The sequence below is a fragment of the Phenylobacterium sp. genome, from assembly GCF_036502675.1.
Taxonomy (GTDB): domain Bacteria; phylum Pseudomonadota; class Alphaproteobacteria; order Caulobacterales; family Caulobacteraceae; genus Phenylobacterium.
In genome coordinates, this window is record NZ_DASXYF010000140.1 from 1 (window position 1) to 18,351 (window position 18,351).

Sequence of the window (18,351 nt, forward strand, 5' to 3'; positions counted from 1 at the left end):
CGTGTCTCAGACGCAGCCCTGGGCGAAAAGATGGCGCAGCGGCCAATAAAACCGCCGCCCAGGCCGCTTTGCCGCCGCCTTGCTCACCCAACACCCCCTTCTGGACAACCACAGCCCAACACCGCCACCACACCACGCCACGCCGCGGACGGATGGCGTCGTTATGATCGCTGATGCGCCGTGAGAGTCCGGACGGCGCGCCTAGATCGGCATCCGCATGATTTCCTGGTAGGCGCTGATCACCTGGTCGCGGACGGCCATCACCGTCTCCAGGCTGGTCTCGGCGGCGGAGATGGCGGTGGCCACGTCGATCAGTTCGGCCTTGCCCTGCACCTGCTTGACCATCTGGGTCTCGGCGTTGCGCGAGGCGTGGACGGCGTCGTTCATCGCCGACTTCAGCAGGTCGGCGAAGCCGCCGCCGGCGGGCTCCGCGGCGCCGGCGGCGCCCCCGGCCTGGCTCTGGGCGGCGGCGTAGGCCTTGGCGACCGCCAGGGGCGTGATCATGCCTCGGCCCCTACTTCTTCAGAAGGTCCAGCGTGCGCTGGTCCATGGCCCGGGCGGTCTCGATGACGTTCAGGTTGGCCTCGTAGGCCCGCTGCGCCTCGCGCATGTCCAGCGCCTCGATCAGCGGATCGACGTTGGGCATCTTCACATAGCCCTTGGCGTCGGCCGAAGGATGGCCGGGCTCGTACTCGGTCTTGAAGTCGCTGCGGTCGGACTCGACGCGGGCCACCTTCACCCCCGTCCCGGCGGCCGTCTTGTCCGGGCGGAACACCGCCACCTGGCGGCGGTAGGGATCGCCGCCCGCCGCGCGCGATGTGGAGTTGGAGTTGGCTAGGTTCTCGGCGATCACCCGCATCCGCGCCTGCTGGGCGCGCAACGCCGAGGTGGCGATGAGCTGGGGGGAACTCCCGACGCTCTTGATGTCGGCCATCTACGCCCTCCCTAGCGGCCCGGCGCCTTGGCGGCGAGGCGCAGCATGTTGAGGGACTTCTGATAGAAGCTGATGGCCGCGTCGTAGTCCATCCGCGCGTCGGTCATCTTCATCATCTCTTCCTCGAGCACCACGGAGTTGCCGTCGAGGGTCGTCTCCGAATCGTGGGTGCGGAACGTCTTGATCCCCGGCCGCTTCGCGTTCGGCGCGACCATGTGTCCGGGCTGGGTGACGCTCTGGGCCACCGCCGCTCCATTCGCCGCGCCGCTTCCAGATACGGAAAAGGCGAACGGTTTCAGGTCGTTGGGAGAATATCCCGGGGTGTCGGAGTTGGACACGTTCTCGGCGACCACGCGCTGGCGCTCGCTGAGGTAGCCCAGCCGGCCGCGCAACATCGAGAACAGCGGAATACTGCCAAGGTCCATGCGGACATGGTGAACAAATAGGGTTAATCGCTCCTTAAGACCCTTGCGGCAAACCCTTGGGCGATAGGCAAATTCGCGCCGCAAAAAGCAGCCAGACGCCATGGACTTCACCGACTTCGCCCGGGCGGCCTTCGCCCTCGCCGTGACCCTGGGCCTGGTCGGCCTGGGCGCCGTGGCCCTCCGCCGCTTCGGGCCCGACGCCCTGGCCCGCTTCACCCCCACCCGCAGGGAACATCGCCTGGCGGTGGTGGAGAGCCTGGTCCTCGACCCCTCCCGCCGCATCGTGCTGGTCTCCTGCGACGGCCAGGAGCGGCTGCTGCTGCTGGGCGAGGGCCAGGTCCTGCCGCCGCCGGCCCCGTCCCGTGCGAAAAAGCCCCCCGCGACCGAGGCCGCCGATGCGTGAGCTGATCCGCGCCGTCCGCACCCTCCCCGCCCAGGACTGGCGCACCGCCGGGATCATGGCGGCCCTGATCACCCTGGGCAGCCTGGTGTTCCCCGCCGCCGCCGCGGCCCAGGCGGTGAACATCAACCTGGGCACCGGCGCGGGGCTCACCGAGCGCGTCGTCCAGCTCGTCGGCCTGATGACGGTGCTGTCGCTGGCGCCCTCCATCGTCATCATGACCACCTCCTTCGTGCGGATCGTGGTGGTGCTGTCGCTGCTGCGCACCGCGCTCGGCCTGCAGCAGAGCCCGCCCAACGCGGTGATCGTCTCGCTGTCGCTGTTCCTCACCGCCATCGTCATGGGACCCACGCTGCAGAAGTCCTACGACGAGGGCATACGCCCCCTGCTCGACCAGCAGATGGAGCTTCCCGCCGCCTTCGAAGCCGCCGGCGCGCCGGTGAAGACCTTCATGCTGAGCCAGGTGGACCGCGAGGACCTCGCGCTCTTCGTCCGCCTCTCCAAGACGCCCAGGCCCCGCACCGTCGCCGAGACCCCGCTGCAGGTGGTCACGCCCGCCTTCATGATCTCCGAGCTGAAGCGCGCCTTCGAGATCGGCTTCCTGCTGTTCGTGCCCTTCCTGGTCATCGACCTCGTCGTCGCCAGCGTGCTGATGAGCATGGGGATGATGATGCTGCCGCCCGTGGTGATCTCGCTGCCGTTCAAGCTGATCTTCTTCGTCCTGGTGGACGGCTGGCGGCTGGTCTGCGGCAGCCTGGTGGAAAGCTTCCACCACGGCGCGGGGGGTGGGTAGGTCCTGGTTTTCCACGAACCTCACGAACAAGCGAGACGGCTCAGGCTTTTCCAACGGCTTGGATGGCGCTTGAAGCGCGCATCGACAGATTCGCTATCCCCTCTTCGTGGTTCGTGAGGTTCGTGGACGACTTCTATCAAGTTTGCCGCAGACTCTCCCGTAAGAGAGCGGAACTCCCCTACCCCTTCGCCGGCGCGTTCGCCGCGGCCTGCTTCACCGGCGGGGTCGGTTTGGTGGGCGCAGCCGGGGCCGGCGGCTGGCGGAAGCGCTGCTTCATCTTCTGCATCCAGCCGGCGAAGGCCTCGTTGTCGGCGGTGACGCGGCCGAAGTCGGCGACGCTGAGCCGCCCGCTGGGCTCGCCGGTCAGCGCCACCCGCAGGGCGTCCGGACTGCGCGCCTGGTCGTAGAAGCCCTGGTAGCGCTGCTGCATCCGCGCGAGCGCGGCGGCGTCGCCGGCCAGGCTATAGGCCACCCCGGCCCTCAGCAGCCGGCCCTCCTCGTCGGTGGAGAGCACTCCGCCCGCCTTCCAGCGGTCGCCCAGCGCCTTCTCGTAGGCCGCGCCCGCGCCGGCCCAGTCCTTCTCCTTCCAGGTCACCTCGGCGCGCAGGTCGTTGGCGTCCGGCGAGGCGTCCTTGCCCAGGATCTCCAGCGCGTTGTCGAACCGGCCCAGCGCCGTCCACGACCGCGCCTCGATCCGCCGCCGCTCGGCGTTCAGCGCCGACGGCAGCACGGTGGTCCGCGAGCCGTTGATCGCCTCCAGCGCCTTCTCCGGCTGCTTGTCCATCAGGTAGATGACGGCGAGATCGGTGGCCACCTGCGCCCGCGGTACGCCGTCCAGCCGGTTGTCCACCTGGTAGCGCAGGAGCTCGGCCGCCTGGTCCAGCAGGTCCACGTCCACCAGCCGGCGCACCAGCTTGCGGACCATCAGGTCGCCGTCGGCGCCGATCGGGGTCAGCTCCTTGAAGTCGTAGAACAGCGCCAGCGCCTGCACCGGCTGCAGCCCGTCGGCCAGGCCGTCGAGGAACAGACCGCGGAACGCCGCCGCCAGGTCGGTCTGCAACTGCAGCGCCTCCGGCAGGTCGGTCCGCCGCACGCCCGCCGAGCGCAGCGCCTCCAGCGCCTCGCGATAGCGGCCCTGCGACAGGTAGAGCTGGCCGAGCGTGCGGATGGTCTCCAGCTCCGTGGAATCGCCGCGCCATCGGTAGCGCAGGCCGTCGAACACCTGCGCCGCCTGGGCGGGCGTGATCGCGCCGGTCTCCAGCTTGATCTGGGTGGCGCGCAGCAGCGCCGGCGCCGAAAGGCTCTCCTGCGGGGCGCGGATCAGCGCCAGGTAGATGCCCAGCGCCCGCCGCTTCTGCCCCTGCGCCTCGGCGAGGCGGGCCTGCAGCAGGCGCGAGGCCAGCTCCTCCCCGGCGTCGGTCTTCTCGGCCAGCGACAGCGACAGCCGCGACCCGGCCCCGTCCAGGTCGCCGAGCGCCAGCGCGGCCTGCGCGTCGGCCCGGGCGAAGCGGGCCCTCCACAGGGGCGAGAACTGGCTGAAGGCGTCGGCCCCGGCGCCGAACTGCTGGCGCGCCTCGGTCCACTGGGCGAGTTGCGAAGCGATGTAGGACCGCCAGAGCGCGCTCGACGGGTCGTCGACCAGCACCGGGGCGGAGAAGTCGGCCTGCGCCTCCTTGTAGCGGCGGGCCATCACCCGGGCGACGCCGCGCAGGCCGCGGAACTCCGGGTCGTCCATCACGCCGGGCTTGGCGCGGGCCAGATCGTTCAGCAACCCGATCGCCTCAAACGAGAGCTGCGAGCCCACCAGGAAGCGCGCCATGGCCATCCGCGCGCCGACCGGAGCCTTGTCGCCCTTGCCCGCCTCCTCGCCGGCGGCGTCGAGCAGCGCCTCGTAGCGTGACATGAAGCCGCCCGAACCGGTCTTCGACCAGGCCGCTTCGTCGACCAGCGCCGGCATGGCGGCGGCCTGCGGCGCGCCCAGCTCGGCGCCGGCCTTGGCCTGGATCGCCCAGGCCGGCGACAACGCCAGGCCGGAAGGGCGGCCCACGTGGACGAGGTCCCCGTCATGGCTGACCGTCAGGTCGTCCACATAGGATTCCATGGCCAGTCCCTGCGCGGAGGGCAGGAAGGCCACCTGCACGAACTCCCGCCGCGACGGCAGGCCCTTCGGCGGCCCCAGCGCGGTCACCACCGGCAAGTCGTCGCCCACGACGGGGTCGGCCACGCGCACGATCCGCGTCACCCCGGCCACCGCGGCCTGCAGCGCCGCCGGCCCGCCCGCGTCGTCGCGGCCCACCGTCAACACGGTCCGTCCGTCCTGCGGCGCGGGCCCGAGGGTGATGCTCCACACCGAGCCCTGGGCGCTGGCGAAGACCGGAACCTCTCGCGGGGCGGCGATGCGGACCGCCGCATAGTCGGCGCCGCGCACCGCCCGCAGGCTCGAGAACTGCCTGACGCCGCGCGGCGCCCTGGAGACGTCGATCGCCGCCGGCGCGTCGAACACCACCCACACCGCGTCACCGCGGCGGAACACCGCCGCGCCGTTGGGCGCCGCCCACGGGAAGCTCAGGATCACGTCGCTCTTGGTGACCGCCGCCTGCATGCGCACCACGCCGCCGGCCGGGATCGGATTGGGCCGCTGCGGCTCGGGCTCCACCGCCGCAGCCGATTGCGGGGCCGCCGCGGCCTTGGCCGGGTCGGACGCCGCCGCCGCCGGGTCGGCCTTCTGGAAGGCGTTGAAGAAGGTCGCCCCGTCGGCCTCGCCGGAAACGGCGTCGGCGCCGTCGGCCAGGGTCACTACGACCTGCAGCCGCCCGCCGCCGTGGCGGGCTTCGGCGGTCTTGATCCACCGGGGTGGCGAGACGCGCAGGCGGGAGATGTCCGGATCGCCGTCGCGGCCGAAGGTGAAGGTCAGCGTCTGGCCGTCGCGCTTGACGGCCGGGCGCCCGGCGCCGCGGAACTCCACGCGGGAGAAGTCGCGCGCCTGGGCTACCCGCACGTCCAGCCCCGCGCTGGCCGCGGCCGCGGCGGGCGGCGCGACGGCGGTCGGCGCCGCGATCCCGCCGATGCAGACGGCCGCGACGCCGCCGCGAAGGGCGCGCCTCAGGCGCATCGTCTAGCCGGCCTTCGCCGCCGGCGCAGCGGCCGCGGGAGGTGCAGGGGGTGCGACGGGCGCAGCCGGGGCGGCGGGCGGTGCGGGGGCCGGAACATTGGCGGCCCGGGCGGAGGCTGGCGCCTTCTTGAGCGCGGGACGCTTGGCCGCCTGGGCGGTCTTCCTGGGCGCGGCCTTCGCCGGCGCGGCCTTGGCGGGCGCCGCGGCCGCGGCGGCGGCCAGGGCCGGCGCCGCGGCGGCGGCGCTCATCGGCGCCTGCGCCTGGGCGGTCGCATCGGCGGCCAGCTTCTGGGCGGCGGTGAAGCGCCGGGCAAGGGACTCGGTCAGCCGCTTGGCCTCGGGAGGCGGCATCTGGGCCAGGATCGCCGACAGCACCCGCTCCTTCATCTTGGCGGCGATCGGCAGGCGCACGGAATCCTCCAGCAGCACCATCCGCGGCGCGGCGTCCTTCGGCTTCATCGCCTCGAACACCTTCACCAGGCGGTTGATCTCCTCGTCCTCGTGGCTGTCGGCCTGGACGAGCAAGCCCTTGATGTCGGTCTTCAACCCGGTCAGGGCGCGGACCTTGGCGTCCAGCTTGGCCTCGGCGGCGGCCATCAGCGCCAGCTGCACGTCGAGCTGCTGCTCGCGCTGGTCCAGCTGGCCGCGGCGCACGCCCAGGCTCTGCAGCACCTGCAGCTCGGCCGGCGACAGCCCCGCCTCCTTGGCGAGCTCGGCGGCGGTGGGCGCGCAGACGGCCACCGGTTTGACGGTCGGCGTCGGCAGGGCGGCCTTGGTGGTGGCGTCCTGGGCGTCGCCCGTGTCGGCCGGCGTCCCCTCGCCCGTCTCGCCGGACTTGACCGCTTCGCCGGCCTTGGCCTTCTTCGCGGGCCGGTCGGGTTTGGCGACGTCCTCCGCAAACGCCCGCGCGCCGGACAGCAGGTCCGGCAGGGCGCGGGCGCCCGAGAGCGCGTTGATCGCCAGGACGCCGCCCACGGCGACGCCCAACAGCGGCAGGATCCGCGGCACGTTCCTCATCGGCGCGCACCCAGCATGGCGCTGATCGGCATGCGTCCGACCGGCTCGTCGAACAGGTCGTCCTCCGGCGCGCGGGGCCGGGCCGCCAGCGGCTCGCGGCGCACCGGCGGCGGGGTCGGACGCGGCCGCGGCGTACGGGCCCCGCCCATCAGGGCGCCCAGGCGGCCAGGCTCCAGCGGCCGGCTCAGCTCAAGCTCCAGGTCCATCTCCCGCGCGCGGGGCGCCGGAGCGGCGGCGGGGGACGGCGACGACCGGTCGGTCAGGCGCTCCAGCTTCTGGGTCAGCGCCCGGGCCTTCTCGATGCGGTCGGCCAGCAGGTCGGTGGCCTCGTCGGTGGCGGCGCGCAGGTCGGCCAGCCCTTGCTCGGCCCGCTGGGCGGCCTGGTCCAGCTCGCCCACCGCCTTGGCGAAGCCCTCGTGGCTGTCGCGCAGCACGATCAGCCGGCGGTTGAGCCGCCAGCCCATCGCCAGCGCGGCTGTCAGCAGGATCGCGAGCAGCAGGTTCAGGGTGATGGCGATGGCGCTCATTTCAACCTCTGGAGAGCTTGCCGGGCGCCGGTGGAAAGCGGCGCGTCGACGCGGATGGCGATGTTCTGGTTGCGGCGGCCCATGCGACCGCGGGTCAGGGGTATGGCGCCGGCCCGCAGCTCGATGGCGCTGTCGGGGGTGGCGTTCAGCATCAGGGTCTCGCCCACCCGGAAGTTCAGCACTTCCTTCAGGCTGACCGGCCGCTCGTCCAGCACCGCGCGGATTTCAAGCTGGGTGGTCCAGAGTTCGGTGGCCAGGTGGCCTTCCCAGATGTTGTCGCGGCCGAACTTCTCGCCCATGAACTGCTGCAGCAGCATCTTGCGGATCGGCTCCAGGGTGGCGTAGGGCAGCAGCAGTTCGATACGCCCGCCGCGGTCCTCCATGTCGATGCGCAGCTTCACCAGGATGGCGGCGTTGGCTGGCCGGGCGATGGCGGCGAAGCGGGGGTTGGTCTCCAGCCGGTCCAGCACGAAGCTCACCGGGGTCAGCGGCTCGAAGGCAGCCTGGGCGTCGGCCAGCACCACCTCCACCATCCGCTGCACCAGCACCCGCTCGATGGTGGTGTAGGGCCGCCCCTCGATGCGCATGGCCGCTGTGCCGCGCCGTCCGCCCAGCAGCACGTCGACGATGGAGTAGATCAGGTTGGAATCGACCGTCAGCAGGCCGTAGTTGTCCAGCTCCTCGGCCCGGAACACCGACAGGATCGCCGGCAGCGGGATCGAGTTCAGGTAGTCGCCGAAGCGGATCGACGAGATGTTGTCCAGGCTCACCTCGACGTTGTCGGAGGTGAAGTTGCGCAAGCTGGTCGTCATCAGCCGGACCAGCCGGTCGAAGACGATCTCCAGCATCGGCAGCCGCTCGTAGGAGACCAGCGCCGAGTTGATGATCGCGCGGATGCCGGTGCGCTCGCCCGCGTCGTCGTCCGACAGGTCGAAGCCCAGCAGGCTGTCGATCTCGTCCTGGTTGAGGATCCGTTCGGAGCCGGCCTCGCCCCCCTCGCCCTCGCCGGGGCTCCAGGCGGGCGCGTCGGCGCCGCTGGCGGCTGCAACGTCGGCTTCGGGTTCGTTTGCGTCTGCCATGGCGTCTGCGCCAGGGGCCCCTGAGGGCCCCTAGTTGATCAGCATCTCCTCGATGAGCACGGCGTTGGCCTTGCCGGGGGCGATCACCAGGTTCACGCGCCGCAGGATCTCCATGCGCAGCTGATAGCTGCCCTGGCTGCCCGACAGGTCCTCGGGGCGCAATTCGCGCAGGAAGGTCTGGAACATGTCCTGCAGCCTGGGCATGTTCGGATCCAGCGTCTCCACGGCGCTTTCGTCCGGCAGCTCCAGGGTCAGCTTCAGCTTCAGGAAGGTCGGCTTGCCGTCCGCGGTCTGCATGTTCACCGTGATGTCCGGCATGGTGTAGAAGATCACCCCGTCGGGACCTTCCTTGATATTGTTGGCCGCCTCGCCGCCCTTCTTGTCGTGGCCGCCCTTCGCCTTCTTTTCCTTCTTCTTCTCGTGGCCCTTCTCGGCATGGGCCGCGTCGGGCTTCGGCTTGAGGAACAGGAACGCCGCCGTCCCGCCGCCGCCCAGCACCACCAGCGCCGCGGCGCCGGCGATGATGATCATCTTCATCGGCAGCTTCTTCTTGCCGCCGGCCTCGCCCTCGTCGCCCTCGGCGGGCGCTTCCTCGGGCGCCTCTTTCACCTTGTCCTTGGACACGCGCGCGATTCCTTAGAGTCCTACGTCTTCCCACCCTTCGCGCGCGGTTGGTTAAGGATCGGTTTTTAACGCCCGTTAACGGAGGCCGAAACCTGCCCGGCAAAATCCGCCCCACGGCGGTCGTTAACCGTCTTTTTCACTGAAATCCTTGGTGTTTCAGACTGGCCCGAAGGTTGCAGGCGTTGAGCGTTGAAAGTGTCGCAGCGGGGGGCTCAGGCCTTAATCGGATGGACAACGCCCTATTCGTCGGCCTGTCGCGCCAGATCACCCTTCGCCGGGAGCTGGACATCGCGGCGAACAACCTGGCCAACGCCGACACCAGCGGTTTCAAGGTCGAAGGGCTGATGCTGAAGACCGACCCGGCCGGCCCCGCCCGGACGCTGGGCGCGCCCAATCCGGTCAAGTTCGTGCTGGGCGACGGGGTGGCCCGCGACTTCGGCCAGGGAAGCCTGCGCCGCACCGACGCGCCGCTGGACCTGGCCATCGAGGGCAAGGGCTTCTTCGCCGTCACCACGCCCGATGGCGACCGCTACACCCGCGACGGCCGCTTCCGCCTGGACGACCTGGGCAAGCTGGTCACCGAGGGCGGCCAGCCCGTGCAGGGCGACGGCGGCGGCGAGATCACCCTCGACGCGCTGAAGGGGCCGGTGGTCATCGCCGCCGACGGCACGATCAGCCAGGGAATCGAGCGGGTCGGTAAGATCGGCGTCGTGCGCTTTGACGACCTGTCGGTGCTGGAGAAATCCGGCGACAACCTGTTGAAGAACACCGCCAACGCCCCACCGGCGGCGGCCCCCGACGCCCTGGTCCGCCAGGGCATGCTCGAAAACTCCAACGTCAAGCCGATCACCGAGATCACCAAGCTCATCGAGGTGAGCCGCGCCTACGAGCAGATCAGCCACATGATGGACGCCGAAGCCGACCTCTCCCGCCGCTCGATCGAGCGGATGGGCCGCGTACAATAAGGAAAGTCTAGCCAATGCAGGCTCTTCGCACCGCCGCCACGGGCATGGCGGCCCAGCAGCTCAACGTCGAAGTCATCTCCAACAACATCGCCAACATGAATACCGTTGGCTTCAAGCGGCAGCGCGCCGAGTTCCAGGACCTGCTCTACCAAACCCTGGTCACTCCCGGCGCCCAGTCCTCGGACCAGGGCACGATCGTGCCGACGGGCGTGCAGATCGGCGCCGGCGTCAAGGCCGGCTCGACCTACCGCATCACCACCCAAGGCTCGATGACGCGGACCGACAACAACCTGGACCTGGCCATCGACGGCCGCGGTTTCTTCCAGGTGCTGATGCCCTCCGGCGAAACCGCCTACACCCGGGCGGGCAACCTCTCCACCAACGACCAGGGCCAGCTGGTCACCGAGGACGGCTACCAAGTCCAGCCGGCGATCACGATCCCGCAGGGCGTGACCAGCATCTCGATCTCCAAGAGCGGGCAGGTCCAGGTCTCCCAGAGCGGCCAGACCGCGCCGCAGACCGTCGGCCAGCTGGAGCTGGCCACCTTCATCAACGACGCGGGCCTGGAGGCGATCGGCGGCAACCTCTTGAAGGAAAGCGGCGCCTCCGGCCCGGCCACCACCGGCGTGCCCGGCTCCACCGGCATCGGCGGCCTGCTGCAGGGCTACACCGAGGCCTCCAACGTCGACCCGGTCAGCGAAATCACCGCCCTGATCGTCGCCCAGCGGGCCTACGAAATGAACTCCAAGGTGATCTCCACCGCCGACCAGATGCTGTCCGTCACCAGCCAGATCAAGTCGTAAGATGACCCGCCGCCTCGTCCCCCTGCTCGCCGCCCTCGCCCTGGCCACGCCCGCCCTGGCCGGCGCGCCCGTCGCCCTGAAGGCCGCGCCGGTCGACGACGACGGCATGGTCACCCTTGGCGACCTGTTCGACGGCGCGGGCGCCGCCGCCCGGGTTCCCGTCGCCGCCAAGCCCGGCGCCACCGTGGTGCTCGACGCCGGCGCCGTACAGGCGGCTGCCCGCCGCGCCGGCCTCGACTGGCCTAACGCCGAGGGCTACCGCCGGCTCATCGTCCGCTCCGCCGCCCCCGCCGACGCCGGCGTCGGCGCCGCGGCGAAAGGCAATGTCGAGATCCTGACCTACGCCCGCAACCTCAACGCCGGCGAGGTGCTGCAGCCGCAGGACCTGGTCTGGGCCAAGGTCGCCGCCGCCCCCGCCGACGCCGTCGGCGACGCCGACCAGGCGGTGGGCATGGCCGCCCGCCGGCCCCTGCGCGCCGGCGCGCCGGCGCAGGGGCGCGACCTCGCCGCGGCCCTGGTGGTCAAGGCGGGCGATCCGGTCACCGTCACCTACCAGAACGACGGCGTGACCCTCGCCCTGCAGGGCAAGGCCGCCGCCAGCGCCGCAGTGGGCGACACCGTGGCCGTGCTCAACCCGGCTTCCAAGAAGACTGTCCAGGCGCTGGTCACCGGCCCCGGCCAGGCGCTGGTCGGACCCGCGGCCGACCGCTTCCAGGCCGCCCGCCATCCCCGCTACGCGCTCCGTTGAAGAAAGCCGCCCGCATGCGCCTCGCCCCGTTCGTTCTCGTCGCCGTGGTTCCGCTCGCCGCCTGCTCCACCGTCAGCGAGGCCGTGCACGGCCCGAACCTGACGCCGGTGGGCTATCCCGCCGCCCTGGTGCCGCAGGACCAGCAGGTGCTGCCGCTGGCCGCCTCGGCGCGCGAGCCGATGCCCTCCCCGGCCGGCGCCAACTCGCTGTGGCGCACCGGCGCGCGCGCCTTCTTCATCGACCAGCGCGCCGGCCGCGTCGGCGACATCCTGACCGTCAACATCGATATCGACGACAGCGCCAAGACCTCCAACTCCTCGGCCAGCTCGCGCGCCGCCGGCGTGACCGCCGGCGTGCCGCATTTCCTGGGTCTCGAATCCAGCCTGGGCAAGATCCTGCCGGGCGGCTTCGACCCCGCCAACGCCGTGGAGACCAATTCCAAGAGCTCCAACGCCGGATCGGGCTCGGTGACCCGGGCGGAGAAGATCAGCCTGACCATCGCCGCGGTGGTCACCGCCGTGCTGCCCAACGGCAACCTGGTGATCCAGGGCACTCAGGAGGTGCGCACCAACAACGAGCTGCGCCAGCTCACCGTCGCCGGCATCGTCAGGCCCGAGGACATCTCCGCGGCCAACACCATCCGCCACACCCAGATCGCCGAAGCCCGCATCAGCTACGGCGGCCGCGGCGACATCAGCCGGGTGCAGAAGGTTCCGGCCGGCCAGTCGCTCGTGGAGCGCTTCTCTCCGTTCTGACCGCCGCGGGCGGCGCGCCGCCTGATCGGAAATCGTTCATCCTGATGGGCCTAGGCTGCGGCCATGCGATGCTTCCGCCTGCTCGTTCCGCTCCTCGCAGCCCTCGCCGCCGGACCCGCCGGCGCCCAGGACGGCCGCGTCTGGACCGTCGCCCTGCCCAAGGATGGCGAGGCGGCGCTGCGCTACGCCTCCCCAATGTCCGACGGCCAGATGCTGGGCTACCTGTGCGCCAGGCGCTCCGGCCAGATCCGGATCGTCGCCGCCAGCCCGGTGCGCCTGACCGAGCCGCAGGACGCCGACATGCCGGCCGCCACGCCGGTGGACATCCGTCGCCCGGCCACCGTCACCGTCTCCGCCGGCGCCGCCGCCGCCAGCCTACCCGGCCGCGTCGCCCCGGACATCGAGCACGGCGGCTCCTCCATCGTCACCGAGATCTCCACCGCCTCCCCGGTGATCGGCGCCTTCCGCAAGACCGCGGTCATCCGGGTCACGGTCCTGCACGAAGGTGTCGAAGCCCCACCCGTGCCCGGCGGCATGCTGCGGGCGTTCCTGGGCTATTGCCGGTAGCGGCGCCGCGCCTTGGAACCGGCTTGGCGGCCCCCTACGCCCGCCAGCCCCGCGCCGCCGCCGCGACGTTGTCCGCGCCCAGCGCCGCGAGCGCCGCGCGCAGGACGCCCTCGGCGTCGAGGCCGGCCTCGGCGTACATGGCCTCGGGCTTGTCGTGCTCCTGGAAGATGTCCGGCAGGGCCAGCGTCCGCACCCGCAGGCCGCGGTCGAGCGCGCCCCGCTCGGCCAGTTCCTGCAGCACGAAGGCGCCGAAGCCGCCCATCGCCCCCTCCTCGACGGTGATCAGCGCCTCGTGCTCGCGGGCCAGCCGCAGGATCAGCTCCACGTCCAGCGGCTTGGCGAACCGCGCGTCGGCCACCGTGGCCGACAGGCCGCGGGCCGCCAGCAGGTCGGCGGCCTGCAGGCATTCGGCCAGCCGCGCGCCGAACGACAGGATGGCCACCGCGGTCCCCTCGCGCACGATGCGGCCCTTGCCGATCTCCAGCGGCTGGGCGTCGTCGGGAATCGCCGCCCCCACGCCCTCGCCCCTGGGATAGCGGAAGGCGCTCGGCCGGTCGTCGATGGCCGCGGCGGTGGCCACCATCCGCGCCAGCTCCGCCTCGTCGCCCGCCGCCATCAGCACCATGCCGGGCAGCGCGCCCATGAAGCCGATGTCGAAGGAGCCGGCGTGCGTCGCCCCGTCCGCGCCCACCAGGCCGGCCCGGTCCATGGCGAAGCGCACCGGCAGGCGCTGGATGGCCACGTCGTGCACCACCTGGTCGTAGCCGCGCTGCAGGAAGGTGGAATAGATGGTGGCGAACGGCTTCATGCCGTCGGCCGCCAGGCCGGCCGCGAAGGTCACCGCGTGCTGTTCGGCGATGCCCACGTCGAAGCACCGCTGCGGAAACCGTTGCGCAAACAGGTCCAGGCCGGTGCCCGAAGGCATGGCCGCGGTGATGGCCACGATCTTCGGGTCCATCTCCGCCTGGCGGATCAGCTCGGTGGCGAACACCTTGGTGTAGCTGGGGGCGACGGCCTTGGCCTTGGCCTGCTGGCCGGTGACCACGTCGAACCTGGCCACCGCATGGTGCTTGTCCTCGGCGTCCTCGGCCGGCGCATAGCCCTTACCCTTGTGGGTGACCACATGGACCAGCACCGGCTTGTCGACGATGTTGCGGGCGTTCTGCAGCACATGGACCAGGGCGTCCATGTCGTGCCCGTCGATCGGACCCACGTAGTAGAAGCCCAGCTCCTCGAAGAAAGTGCCGCCGGTGACCATGCCGCGGGCGTATTCCTCGGCCTTGCGGGCGGCCTCCTTCAGCGGCCTGGGCAGGGCGCCGGCCATCGACTTGCCGAGGCGCCGGATCGAACGGTAGCCGCCGCCCGACACCAGCCGGGCCATGTAGGCGCTCATCCCGCCCACCGGCGGGGCGATCGACATGTCGTTGTCGTTGAGGATGACGGTCAGCTGCTTGGTGGTCTCGCAGGCGTTGTTCATCGCCTCATAGGCCATGCCGGCGCTCATCGAACCGTCGCCGATCACCGCCACCACCTTGTTGTCGCGGCCGGCCTGGTCGCGCGCCGCGCAGAAGCCCAGCGCCGCCGAGATGGAGGTGGCCGCATGCGCCGCCCCAAACGGGTCATATTCGCTTTCCGAGCGGCGGGTGAAGCCCGACAGCCCGCCGCCCTGGCGCAGGGTGCGGATCCGCCCGCGCCGGCCGGTGAGGATCTTGTGCGGATAGGCCTGGTGGCCCACGTCCCAGATCAGGATGTCCTTCGGCGTCTCGTAGACGTGGTGCAGCGCCACCGTCAGCTCCACCACCCCCAGGCCCGCGCCCAGGTGTCCGCCGGTTTCGGAGACGGCGTCGATGGTCTCGGCGCGCAGCTCGTCGGCGAGCTGTTTCAGCTCGGGAACCGTCAGGCCCCGCATGTCGGAAGGACTGGATATGGTGTCGAGCAGGGGCGTCACAGGCATGTAAGGAACGAACACTGCTATTGGGCTTCCTAGCTGCGGCGCTCTAGCACGAAATCCACGCTGTCCCGCAGGAATTCGGCGCGCCGGCCGAACGGATCTAGGTGCGCCTTGGTCTGGTCGGTGAGCAGCGCCAGCCGGTCGCGCGCCGCCGCCGCGCCCAGCAATGTGACATAGTTGGCCTTGCCGCGCCCGGCGTCCTTGCCTGCCTTCTTGCCCAGCAGCGCCTCCTCCCCCTCGGCGTCCAGCAGGTCGTCGACGATCTGGTAGGCCAGGCCCAGGTCTTGGGCGAAGGCCAGCAGGGCGTGGCGCTCCCCGTCGCCCGCGCGGGCCATGGTCAGCGGCATCTCGAAGGCGCAGGCGATCAGCGCCCCGGTCTTCAGCCGCTGCATCCGCGCCACCGCCCCCAGGTCGTCCTTGACGCCCAGCAGGTCGATCATCTGGCCGCCGCACATTCCCCGCGCCCCGCCGGCCACCGCCAGGCGCAGCACCAGGTCCGCGCGGACGGCGGCGTCGGCGTGGGTGTCGGCGTGGGCCAGGATCTCGAAAGCCGCCGCCTGCAGGGCGTCGCCGGCCAGGATGGCGGTGGCCTCGTCATAGGCCCTGTGCACCGTCGGCCGGCCGCGGCGCAGGTCGTCGTCGTCCATGGCCGGCAGGTCGTCGTGGATCAGGCTGTAGGCGTGCACGCACTCCAGCGCACAGGCGGCCCGCAGCACCGGCCGCTCCTCCAGCTCGAACATCCGGCCGGTCTCCAGCGCGAAGAACGGACGCAGCCGTTTGCCGGGCCCCAGGGCCGCGTAGCGCATCGCCTCGGTCAGCCGTGCTTCCGGCCCCTCGGCGCGGGGCAACAGCTCGTCCAGCGCCACGGTGACCAGGTCCGCGGTTTCCGACACCCGTCGCCCCAGCGAGGTCATCAGTTGAACTCAGCCGGTTCTGTCCCTTGCGCGCCCTGCGCGCCGACGATGATCTTCTCCACCCGCAGGCGCGCCGCCTCCAGCCGCCGTTCGCAGTGCGCCTTCAGGGCGGCGCCGCGCTCATACATCTCGATGGAGCGCTCCAGCGGCGCCTGGCCGGACTCCAGCTCGGCCACGATCCGCTCCAGTTCGGCCAGCGCCTGCTCGAAGCTCAGGCCTGCGATGTCGGCGGCGTCGGCCATGGAGATCCTCGCGGGGGCGTCGGGCGCCAACCTAAAGAGACCGTCCCACCGCCGCAACGGGCGAGACGGCGCCGGGCGCAGGACCGCCGCCTCAGGGCCGCTCGAAGCGGCGCGTGGACCAGTATTTGAAGCCCTGGCTGGCGGTCATCCGCCAGCCCATCCGGCGAAGCGACCGGCCGATCATGAAGTTGAAGAAGCCGTGCGCCAGCACCACCACGTCCCGGCCCGAAGCGGCCATCTCCGCCAGCATGGCGGCGGCCTGGTCGGCCCGCGCCTCGGCTTGGCGGCGGGTCTCGGCGCCCTCGTGGTGGTTAAAGAACCACCACCACCAGCGCGCGAGGAATCCCCAGATCCGCGGCGACAGGCGGATGGCCGCGGGCAGCCTCGGCGGCGGCAGCGGCGCCTCCACCAGCAGGGCCTCCCGGGTGAACTCGCGGCCCTGCGCCAGGGCCTGGGCGCTTTCGATCGAGCGCAGCCGCGTCGAGGCGATCACCACGCCTGCGTCGTCCACGAACTTCTGCAGCAGCGGCGGCGGCGCGTGGCCCTGCACGATGCCGCTCAGCTCGTAGCGCGTCCAGAACCTGCGGTATTCCTCGGCGCTCAACCGCACCTTTCGCGAGATCGCCGGCTCGCCATGCCGGGCCAGGATCACCGCGCCCGACCGGGCCGCGGGCGCGACGGGCAGCTCGACAGTCAAGGTGTCGGCCATTTCATCCGAGGGGCGCCAGCCCGCGCAAGCATCGCGAACCGCCCCGTCTCACTCCCCCGAAAGAGCCCGCACATGCGCAACCGCCGAGCGGCCCAGAGCTTCAAGGTCGTAGCCGCCCTCGAGCGACGACACAACCCGGCCGCCGGCATGGGCCCGCGCCGTCTCCAGGATCGCCCGCGTCGCCCAGGCGAAATCCGCCTCCTCCAACTGTTGCTGGGCGGCGATGGGATCGCGGACATGGGCGTCGAAGCCGGCGGAGATCAGGATCAGGTCCGGGGCGAAGGCGTCCACCCTGGGCATCAGGCTCTCGAAGGCCTTGCGCCACGCCTCGCGCGCCGCGCCGGGCGCCACCACGGCGTTGGCGATGTTGGCGGGCCTGACTTGGGACGGATGGCCGGAGCCGGGCCACAGCGGCCACTGCTGGATCGAGGCGAAGAACAGGCCCTCCTGACCGGCGAACACCGCCTCGGTGCCGTTGCCGTGGTGGACGTCGAAGTCCACCACCGCCACCCGCTCGAACCCCTCGGCCTGCGCCACCCGGGCGGCCACGGCCACGTTGGAGAAGATGCAGAAGCCCATCGGGGTGTCCGGCTCGGCGTGGTGGCCGGGCGGGCGCACCGCGCAGAAGGCCCGCTCGCTCTCGCCTCTGGCCACCGCGCGGACAGCCTCCGTCACCGCCCCCGCCGCCCGCCGCGCCGCCCGCAGGCTGCCGGGCGACATGAAGGTGTCGCCGTCCAGCATCAGCCGTCCGCTGGCCGGCGCGGCCTTGCGGATGGAATCGACGTAGGCTGCCGGGTGCACGCGGTGCAGGTCCTCCGGCTCGATCAACGGGGCGTCGCGCGATTCCAGGTCCAGGTCGCTGGCGTCGTTCAGGGCGTCCACCACCGCGCCCAGCCGCTCCGAACGCTCGGGGTGGCCGGCGCCTGGACGGTGGTCGAACATGTCGGCGTGGGTGTAGAGCGCGACCGTCATGGCCGCATCCTACCCCGAAACGCCCGCCTATCCAGTGACGCCGGCGCCTTTACGCCCGCGCGGGCTTCCGGAAGGCCGGCGAATACGACTTCCCGGTCGGCGCGGCCCGTGACCGCGAGTTCATCTTGAAGCGTTGCGTCGATAGCTTTTCTACGGCGCTCTGTGAGCACAACTGACAGCTTGGCCTTAGCAGGGTGGTAATCATTGATAACCAACCAAATATTGCGACGAATTAACACCCTGCGCTCTTGGCGGATGGCGTGTATTTGCGTATTTTCGGGCAGCAACTGGCGGCTGGCGATCGGGCGGGGCGCATGCTTCGAATTGGTTATGTGCGTCTTCGTGACTCATGCTCGGCGGACGACACCGCGGCGCTGAAGGCGATAGGCTGCCACGTGGTCCGGGCCGAGGAACCTGCGGGCTACATGGCCGACGGTTCGGCGATGCTGACCTCCATCCTCGACTTTATCGGCGAGGGCGACCAGCTGGTGGTCACCCGGCTGGAGCACCTGGCCCACTGCACTCGCAGCTTGCTGCAGGTGATCGACCGGCTGGAATGCAAGGGCGCCACCCTGTTCGTGGTGGAGCCCGAGATCTGCAGCGCCGGTGAAGGCGGTCGCGCGCTGCGGGCCGCCCTGCAGGCGGTGGCCTCGCTGGAGCCGTTGTCGGCGCCCCGGCGGCGGGGCGCGCCCTCGACCGACGAGATTCTGGCCCTGCAGGAGGCCGGCATCGGTCCGGTGGAGATCGCCCGGCGGCTCGGCGTCTCGCGGATGACCGTCTGGCGCAAGCTCAGGACCCAGGCTGCCTGAGACTG

General features: G+C 71.2%; 21 protein-coding genes. 8 read left to right on the forward strand and 13 right to left on the reverse strand.

Annotated elements, in window-relative coordinates; genetic code table 11:
* Positions 1 to 201: 201 nt before the first annotated feature.
* Genes fliE through flgB form a run of 3 tightly spaced genes read right to left on the reverse strand, consistent with a single transcriptional unit; the run spans position 202 to position 1,359 of the window.
* Positions 202 to 504: a flagellar hook-basal body complex protein FliE gene (gene fliE, locus VGL30_RS17855; RefSeq protein ID WP_331541375.1), complete on the reverse strand. Its 303-nt coding sequence runs from the start codon at positions 502 to 504 to the stop codon at positions 202 to 204.
* Positions 505 to 514: 10 nt separating this feature from the next.
* Complete coding sequence (gene flgC / locus VGL30_RS17860; RefSeq protein ID WP_331541376.1) at positions 515 to 934, reverse strand: flagellar basal body rod protein FlgC; 420 nt, start codon at positions 932 to 934, stop codon at positions 515 to 517.
* An 11-nt stretch (positions 935 to 945) separates the two neighbouring features.
* Entirely contained in the window at positions 946 to 1,359 is a 414-nt protein-coding gene (gene flgB / locus VGL30_RS17865; RefSeq protein WP_414695049.1) for a flagellar basal body rod protein FlgB, read from the reverse strand.
* 100 nt (positions 1,360 to 1,459) lie between these two features.
* Here flgB and VGL30_RS17870 point away from each other — a divergent pair, with 100 nt between their 5' ends.
* Together VGL30_RS17870 and fliP are read left to right on the forward strand one after the other, a co-directional pair.
* Entirely contained in the window at positions 1,460 to 1,762 is a 303-nt protein-coding gene (locus VGL30_RS17870; protein ID WP_331541378.1) for a flagellar biosynthetic protein FliO, read from the forward strand.
* The gene (gene fliP, locus VGL30_RS17875) at positions 1,755 to 2,552 is read left to right on the forward strand and encodes a flagellar type III secretion system pore protein FliP (RefSeq protein WP_331541379.1); all 798 of its coding nucleotides are present in this window, start codon (positions 1,755 to 1,757) and stop codon (positions 2,550 to 2,552) included. Before VGL30_RS17870 ends, fliP begins: the two co-directional genes overlap by 8 nt.
* A 178-nt stretch (positions 2,553 to 2,730) precedes the next feature.
* Here the strand turns inward: fliP and VGL30_RS17880 are convergent, their stop codons facing one another.
* Genes VGL30_RS17880 through VGL30_RS17900 form a run of 5 tightly spaced genes read right to left on the reverse strand, consistent with a single transcriptional unit; the run spans position 2,731 to position 8,911 of the window.
* Positions 2,731 to 5,664, reverse strand: a complete 2,934-nt coding sequence (locus VGL30_RS17880; RefSeq protein WP_331541380.1) for a tetratricopeptide repeat protein — start codon at positions 5,662 to 5,664, stop codon at positions 2,731 to 2,733.
* 3 nt (positions 5,665 to 5,667) lie between these two features.
* Positions 5,668 to 6,681 carry a MotE family protein gene (locus tag VGL30_RS17885; RefSeq protein ID WP_331541381.1) on the reverse strand — a complete coding sequence of 338 codons (1,014 nt, stop codon included), beginning with the start codon at positions 6,679 to 6,681 and terminating at the stop codon, positions 5,668 to 5,670.
* Positions 6,678 to 7,208 carry a DUF6468 domain-containing protein gene (locus VGL30_RS17890; RefSeq protein WP_331541382.1) on the reverse strand — a complete coding sequence of 177 codons (531 nt, stop codon included), beginning with the start codon at positions 7,206 to 7,208 and terminating at the stop codon, positions 6,678 to 6,680. Before VGL30_RS17890 ends, VGL30_RS17885 begins: the two co-directional genes overlap by 4 nt.
* Entirely contained in the window at positions 7,205 to 8,287 is a 1,083-nt protein-coding gene (gene fliM, locus VGL30_RS17895) for a flagellar motor switch protein FliM (RefSeq protein WP_331541383.1), read from the reverse strand. The genes VGL30_RS17890 and fliM overlap by 4 nt, the downstream gene beginning before the upstream one ends.
* Positions 8,288 to 8,317: 30 nt before the next feature.
* Positions 8,318 to 8,911, reverse strand: a complete 594-nt coding sequence (locus VGL30_RS17900; protein WP_331541384.1) for a flagellar basal body-associated FliL family protein — start codon at positions 8,909 to 8,911, stop codon at positions 8,318 to 8,320.
* Positions 8,912 to 9,138: 227 nt separating this feature from the next.
* Between VGL30_RS17900 and flgF the strand changes: the two genes are divergently transcribed.
* The 5 genes from flgF to VGL30_RS17925 all read left to right on the forward strand — a co-directional run bounded on the left by flgF (position 9,139) and on the right by VGL30_RS17925 (position 12,749).
* Complete coding sequence (gene flgF / locus VGL30_RS17905) at positions 9,139 to 9,876, forward strand: flagellar basal-body rod protein FlgF (protein ID WP_331541385.1); 738 nt, start codon at positions 9,139 to 9,141, stop codon at positions 9,874 to 9,876.
* 14 nt (positions 9,877 to 9,890) lie between these two features.
* Entirely contained in the window at positions 9,891 to 10,679 is a 789-nt protein-coding gene (gene flgG / locus VGL30_RS17910) for a flagellar basal-body rod protein FlgG (protein WP_331541386.1), read from the forward strand.
* A 1-nt stretch (position 10,680) separates the two neighbouring features.
* Complete coding sequence (gene flgA / locus VGL30_RS17915; protein WP_331541387.1) at positions 10,681 to 11,427, forward strand: flagellar basal body P-ring formation chaperone FlgA; 747 nt, start codon at positions 10,681 to 10,683, stop codon at positions 11,425 to 11,427.
* 14 nt (positions 11,428 to 11,441) lie between these two features.
* On the forward strand, positions 11,442 to 12,182 hold the full coding sequence (gene flgH, locus VGL30_RS17920) for a flagellar basal body L-ring protein FlgH (protein WP_331541388.1): 741 nt from the start codon (positions 11,442 to 11,444) through the stop codon (positions 12,180 to 12,182).
* 63 nt (positions 12,183 to 12,245) lie between these two features.
* Positions 12,246 to 12,749 (forward strand): hypothetical protein, encoded by a 504-nt coding sequence (locus VGL30_RS17925; RefSeq protein ID WP_331541389.1) that lies wholly within the window; start codon positions 12,246 to 12,248, stop codon positions 12,747 to 12,749.
* Between the two features lie 34 nt (positions 12,750 to 12,783).
* Here the strand turns inward: VGL30_RS17925 and dxs are convergent, their stop codons facing one another.
* The 5 genes from dxs to VGL30_RS17950 form a co-directional block, all read right to left on the reverse strand.
* Positions 12,784 to 14,703 (reverse strand): 1-deoxy-D-xylulose-5-phosphate synthase, encoded by a 1,920-nt coding sequence (dxs, locus tag VGL30_RS17930; protein ID WP_331541390.1) that lies wholly within the window; start codon positions 14,701 to 14,703, stop codon positions 12,784 to 12,786.
* Positions 14,704 to 14,732: 29 nt separating this feature from the next.
* Complete coding sequence (locus tag VGL30_RS17935; RefSeq protein WP_331541391.1) at positions 14,733 to 15,614, reverse strand: farnesyl diphosphate synthase; 882 nt, start codon at positions 15,612 to 15,614, stop codon at positions 14,733 to 14,735.
* Entirely contained in the window at positions 15,614 to 15,856 is a 243-nt protein-coding gene (locus VGL30_RS17940; protein WP_331541392.1) for an exodeoxyribonuclease VII small subunit, read from the reverse strand. Before VGL30_RS17940 ends, VGL30_RS17935 begins: the two co-directional genes overlap by 1 nt.
* 91 nt (positions 15,857 to 15,947) lie before the next feature.
* Positions 15,948 to 16,565, reverse strand: a complete 618-nt coding sequence (locus tag VGL30_RS17945) for a histidine phosphatase family protein (protein ID WP_331541393.1) — start codon at positions 16,563 to 16,565, stop codon at positions 15,948 to 15,950.
* Positions 16,566 to 16,613: 48 nt separating this feature from the next.
* Positions 16,614 to 17,537 (reverse strand): histone deacetylase family protein, encoded by a 924-nt coding sequence (locus VGL30_RS17950; protein ID WP_331541394.1) that lies wholly within the window; start codon positions 17,535 to 17,537, stop codon positions 16,614 to 16,616.
* 314 nt (positions 17,538 to 17,851) lie between these two features.
* Between VGL30_RS17950 and VGL30_RS17960 the strand changes: the two genes are divergently transcribed.
* Entirely contained in the window at positions 17,852 to 18,346 is a 495-nt protein-coding gene (locus VGL30_RS17960; protein WP_331541395.1) for a recombinase family protein, read from the forward strand.
* Positions 18,347 to 18,351: the final 5 nt, after the last annotated feature.